We start from the raw sequence: 5,539 nt of genomic DNA, 5'->3' as shown, positions 1-5,539 counted from the left end.
GCGCATAACTGCGCCGGGCGTTTCTTTTCTCCCGCTGACCCCTCGCCACGTCCGTCTACCAGGGTTGATCGGCCCAGCCCGACACGCCGCCCATACGGGCATTTCACAGCCGAGTTCTCTTGGCCTTGCAGTTAATTCGTGCGTGGAATATCCTCCAGCGAGCGTAAGTGTGACCAGATCGTTGTTTCATCCGTCTGATCGACCGGGCTGTCGGGGCCGCGTCGAGGACGGCAGACGAGGCTGGCATGCCATAACAGCAGAAAGAGAGCGGAATTCACATGCGTTTCGGCAAGGCCGTCGCGCCGGCATCTCGTGGTTGGCGTAATCGAATTCTAGCTGTCGGCGCTGCAGCCCTTGTGCTGCCGATCGCCGCGGGAGCGGCCCCGACCGCGCTTGCCGCACCATCGGTGTCGGCACCCGTGTTGCGCGCACCGGCCGGTGGCTACGAAGAACTCATGGTGCCCTCGAAGATGGGCCCGGTGAAGGTCCAGGTGCAGTGGGCGCGCAACGGCGGCAACGCCGCGCTCTACCTGCTCGACGGCCTTCGCGCCCGTGACGACCGCAACGCCTGGTCGTTCGAGACCAACGCGATGCAGCAGTTCAGCAACGACAACGTCACCCTGGTGATGCCGGTCGGTGGCCAGTCCAGCTGGTACGCCGACTGGACCGCCGCCAGCAACACCAACGGCCAGAAGACCACCTACAAGTGGGAGACCTTCCTGACCGAAGAGCTCCCGGCCTTCCTCGAGGGCTACGGCGTGTCCCGCTCGAACAACGCGGTGCTCGGCCTGTCGATGTCGGGTCCGGCCGCGCTGCGCCTCGCCGCGCTGAACCGCGATCAGTTCAAGCACGCGTCCTCGCTCTCGGGCCCGCTGAACTGGGGCGCCCCCGGCATGCGTGAGGCCATCCGCGTGATGATGCTCGACGCGGGCCGTTTCAACGTCGACGCCATGGCCGCGCCGTGGAGCTCGGCGTGGCTGCGGATGGACCCGATGGTGTTCGCCCCCGAGCTGCGCGGCCTGCCGCTGTTCATCTCCTCGGCCAACGGCCTGCCCGCCCAGCACGACAAGCCGGCCGGCCTCGGCGGTGCCTACAACACCGCCAACGCGATGGGCATCGAGGCCATCTCGTTCGTGAGCACGCTCGCGTTCCAGCGTCGCCTCAACACCCTCGGCATCAACGCCGTCTACGACGTCGGTGCCGCCGGTACCCACTCGTGGAAGTACTGGGAAGACGAGCTGTGGAAGGCGCGTCCGCACATCCTGAATGCACTGGGCGCCTAGTAGTTTCCGCTCAGCAACAACTCGAAGACCGGCTCACCCCCAGGGTGGGCCGGTCTTTTTGCTGCGTACACGGCTCGCGTGTCCTCCCCAGTTATCGCTCATTATTGCGGTACAACCGACGGTGATGCTGTGTCCCAATTCCGGGATGAGGAGGGTCGCGTGTGATGAAACATCGTGTCTCGGTTCATAGTGTTTCAGCGCCGATGCGGCGGATCCTCGGCATCGCGGCCATGGCGGCGGCGCTGCTCGCGCCGACGATCACCGTTCCGGCGCAGGCGCAACCCGCGGTGTCGGCGGTGCAGCGGGTGGACTGGCTCTCGGATCGGCGGGTGGCGCTGTGGGTGTACTCGGCCGCCATGAAGACCCCGATCCAGGTGCAGATGCTGTTGGCGCGGGACTGGAATGTGCGCCCCGACGCGAAGTTCCCGATGATGCTCATGCTCGACGGTCTGCGCGCGCAGGACGACGAGAACGGCTGGACCAAAGACGCCGACGCCGAGGGTTTCTACGCCGACAAGAACGTCAACGTGGTGCTGCCGGTGGGTGGTCAGTCGAGCTGGTACTCCGACTGGCTCGCGCCCGACAACGGCTTCACCTACAAGTGGGAGACCTTCCTGACCAAGGAACTCCCGCCGATCCTGGAACGGGACTGGCGAACCACGGATGTGCGTGGTGTACAGGGACTTTCGATGGGCGGCACGGCGGCGATGAACCTCGCGGGCCGCAATCCGGGGCTGATGAAATACGTGGCCTCGTACTCGGGCCTGCTCACCACGACGACACTCGGCATGCCGCAGGCGATCACCTTCGCCAACAAGGACGCGGGCGGTTTCGACGCGGGCGCGATGTGGGGCCCGCCCGGCAGCCCCGAATGGGAGGCGCACGACCCGTACCTGCTGGCCGACAAGCTCAAAGGCGTGAGCATGTACGTCTCCAGCGGCAGCGGCCTGGCCGGCTCGCACGATCAGCTCGGCGAAGTGCCGTTGATGAGCGAGAACTGGGCGGGCACCGGCCTGGAGATCCTCTCGCGCCTGTCGACCCAGAATTTCGTCGCCAAGCTGGAGAAGCTGGCGATCCCGGTGCAGGCGAACTATCGGCCCGCGGGCACCCATACCTGGCCGTACTGGGATTTCGAGATGCGTCAGTCGTGGTCGCAGGCCGCCGCGGCGCTCGGGACCGATCCCGGCGGCGCCACCTGCACGCTGGGCGGGGCGATCGCCGGGGTCGCGCAGGCGGCGAGCTGGCTGGGTAACTGCCTCACCGCCGAATACCCGGCGGGCACCGGAATGGTGCAGGACTTCCCGAACGGCCGGGTGTTCCATTCCGCGGCGGCGGGCACGCACGCGGTGGGCGGGCGCATCGGCGGCACCTACGCCGGTATCGGCGGACCGGCCTCGCCGCTCGGCATGCCCACCGGCGACGAGCACGGCCTGCCCGACGGGCGTGGGCGCATGCAGACCTTCGAAGGCGGCTCGATCTACTGGACCCCGCAGACCGGCGCGCAGGTGATGCGCGGCGCGTTCCTCGAGGAGTGGGGCAAGCAGGGTTTCGAGGGCGGTCCCGCCGGTTACCCGGTGGCCGCCGAGGCGCGCACACCCAGCCGTGACGGCTCGGTACAGGCCTTCGAACACGGTCCGATGTTCTACAGCCCGGCCACCGGCGCACACCGGGTGCAGGGCTTCGTCCTGGACAAGTACAGCCAGCTCGGCTTCGAGAACAGCCCCCTCGGTTTCCCGGTCGCCGAGGAGGCGCCGCTGAAGGATCTCGGCCGATTCAGCCGGTTCGAGGGCGGCAACATCTATTGGAGCCCGCTCTCGGGCGCCTGGTCGGTGCGCAACGGCGCGCTCGCCGACGCCTGGGGCGCGCAGGGGTTCGAGAACGGCAGGCTCGGGTATCCGGTGAGCGACGAGTTCACCGTTCCCGGCGGAATCCAGCAGAACTTTCAGACCGGGTTCATCGTGGTGCGAGACGGCAAATCCGAAGTCCACGGGGTGTGATCTCGGGCTGAGAACTCTCTGAGCTTCGCCGCGCAGTGCCCGGCAGTGCCGATCCTCCGGCTAGCCTGGTCTGCGACCGCTTCCCTGACGAACGATCGAGGAAAGACATCTTCATGCATCGGATCCCTGGCACGGTAGCCGGATCGGTCGCGGCCCTGGCTGCCGTCGCCCTGTTGTCCGCCTGTGGCGGCAACGACTCGACCGCGTCGCAGACGCCCACCCTGTCCACCAGCGCGGCCGCGAAGTCGACGACGACGCCGCCCGTGGTCATCGAGCCGCCGGCCGAGGCCCCGTCGAGCACCGCGCCGGAGACCAGTGCGCCCGCCGAGGAGCCGACGCCCCTCCCGCAGACCAGCGCCGCCGCACCCGCGACCGGCAAGGACAAGGCGTTCCTGGACGAGCTGGCCAAGAACGGGATCACCCCGGGCGACCAGACGACCGCGATCACCACGGCGACCTACATCTGTTCCACCAAGGGCACCGGTGCCAGTGACGCCGACGTGGCCACCTTCGTCGCGGCGATGGCGGGCACCGACCCGTCCTTCGACGCCTCGAAGATGGATGTCAACAAGGCAGCACAGATCTACATCGCTGCCGCGAACTCCACCTACTGCTAGTGACGCCCCGACCGACGCGACGCACCCGCAGGTTCTGGCCTGCGGGGTGCTTGACCGTGCTGGCGCTGCTCGTGCTGGCGATCATCGTCATCGTGCTGCTCTGGTACCTGCTCGCGGGCCGGTTGAAGGAGCCGGGGCCGACGCCGCCCGGCCCGCCGCCGCCGACGTCGCAGTCGGCCGATTGCCCCGATGTGATGCTGCTCTCGATCCCGGGCACCTGGGAGTCGTCGAGCGCCGACGATCCGTACAACCCGCAGGCGAACCCGATCTCGTTGATGCTCAGCGTGTCCGGGCCACTGCGCGCGCAGTTCCCGGACAACCGGCTCGAGGTGTACACGGTTCCGTACGTGGCGCAGTTCTCGAACCCGATCGCGTTCCCGCCCGACGGTCAGGCTTCCTACAACAACAGCCGCACCGAAGGCACCGCGCGCGCTACCGACGTGCTGGCTCAGCGCCACAAGGAATGCCCGTTGACGAACTTCGTCATCGCGGGCTTCTCCCAGGGCGCGGTGATCGCCGGTGACGTGGCCGCCCAGATCGGCGCGGGCAACGGCCCGATCCCGGAGGCCAACGTGCTCGGCGTGACAGTGATCGCCGACGGCCGCCGCACCGCGACCGGCCCCGGGCAGCCCACCGAGATCGGTGATCCGCCGCCCGCCGGCGAGGGCGCCGAGGTGGCGCTCAAGGGCGTCAACGTGCCAGGCATCAGCATGACCGGGCCGCGGCCCGGCGGTTTCGGCACGCTGGCACCGAAGGTGAACTCCCTCTGCGCGCCCGGCGACATGATCTGCGACGCGCCGCGCCAGGCGCTCAATCCGGCCAACGCGCTGGGCAGTCTCGCGGCGCTGATCCGCTCGGCGGGTAACCCGGTGCACGCGCTGTACGCCTCGAACACGGTGGACGGCAACGGCACAACGGCCACTCAATGGACGGTGAATTGGGCCGCGGGGCTCATCGAGAACGCGCCACATCCGCCCCATTCCTGACGGAGTTGTCACAGTCACAGTGGGGGCGTGATTGCCATGGATCATGCCTCGCTGTGACATCCGCACGCCGGATCGCTCACACGCTGTAAAGTGCGCTGGGAATTGCGCCCGAGTACACACCAGCCAGGAGCGAAGAGTTCATGACCGAAGCTGCCGCACCCGTCGGTGAGTTGACCGCGCTGGGTACGCCGCTGCGTCCGTTCCGCTTCGGAGCGGCCGGAGAGGGCAACAAGCAGGAAGGTGGCGCGCGCAAGTTCGTTCAGACGGCGCAGGAAGCCGAAGAGATGGGTTACGACACCTTCTTCGTTCCTGATCACCTGGGCGATCAGATCGGCCCGATCGCCGCGCTGGGCGCACTCACGCAGGCCACCTCCAAGATCCGCCTCGGCACCTCGGTGCTGGCCAATGGTTTACGTCATCCGGTCGTGGTCGCCAAGGAGCTGGCCACCCTCGACGTCCTGTCCAAGGGGCGCCTCGAGGTCGGCGTCGGCGCGGGCTGGATCAAGGAAGAGTTCGACAACGCGGGCATCGCGTTCGAGCGTCCCGGCATCCGGCTGGAGAAGCTCGACGAGTCGCTGACCATCCTGGACACGCTGCTGCGCGGCCAGGAGTGCAATTTCGAGGGCAAGCACTACCAGGTGCGCGGCATCAAGGGC

Annotated in this window: 5 protein-coding genes; all 5 read left to right on the top strand. The window is 67.8% G+C overall.

Annotated features, from left to right (window positions below; genetic code table 11):
* Positions 1 to 278: 278 nt before the first annotated feature.
* The gene (locus ACFWF3_RS22240) at positions 279 to 1,283 is read left to right on the top strand and encodes an alpha/beta hydrolase (protein WP_378989495.1); all 1,005 of its coding nucleotides are present in this window, start codon (positions 279 to 281) and stop codon (positions 1,281 to 1,283) included.
* A gap of 203 nt (positions 1,284 to 1,486) precedes the next feature.
* Positions 1,487 to 3,280: an alpha/beta hydrolase-fold protein gene (locus tag ACFWF3_RS22235; RefSeq protein ID WP_379315124.1), complete on the top strand. Its 1,794-nt coding sequence runs from the start codon at positions 1,487 to 1,489 to the stop codon at positions 3,278 to 3,280.
* Between the two features lie 113 nt (positions 3,281 to 3,393).
* Positions 3,394 to 3,897, top strand: coding sequence for a DUF732 domain-containing protein (locus ACFWF3_RS22230; protein ID WP_378989498.1), 504 nt, complete (start codon positions 3,394 to 3,396; stop codon positions 3,895 to 3,897).
* Entirely contained in the window at positions 3,891 to 4,883 is a 993-nt protein-coding gene (locus ACFWF3_RS22225; protein WP_378989553.1) for a cutinase family protein, read from the top strand. The genes ACFWF3_RS22230 and ACFWF3_RS22225 overlap by 7 nt, the downstream gene beginning before the upstream one ends.
* 140 nt (positions 4,884 to 5,023) lie before the next feature.
* Positions 5,024 to 5,539: LLM class flavin-dependent oxidoreductase (locus tag ACFWF3_RS22220; RefSeq protein WP_379315123.1), on the top strand; the 516-nt coding region annotated here is incomplete at its 3' end.

The organism is Nocardia sp. NPDC060220 (assembly GCF_042727815.1).
Taxonomy (GTDB): Bacteria; Actinomycetota; Actinomycetes; order Mycobacteriales; family Mycobacteriaceae; genus Nocardia.
The sequence above is the reverse complement of the archived record's forward strand: the minus strand, read 5'-3'. Positions and strand labels throughout refer to the sequence as shown.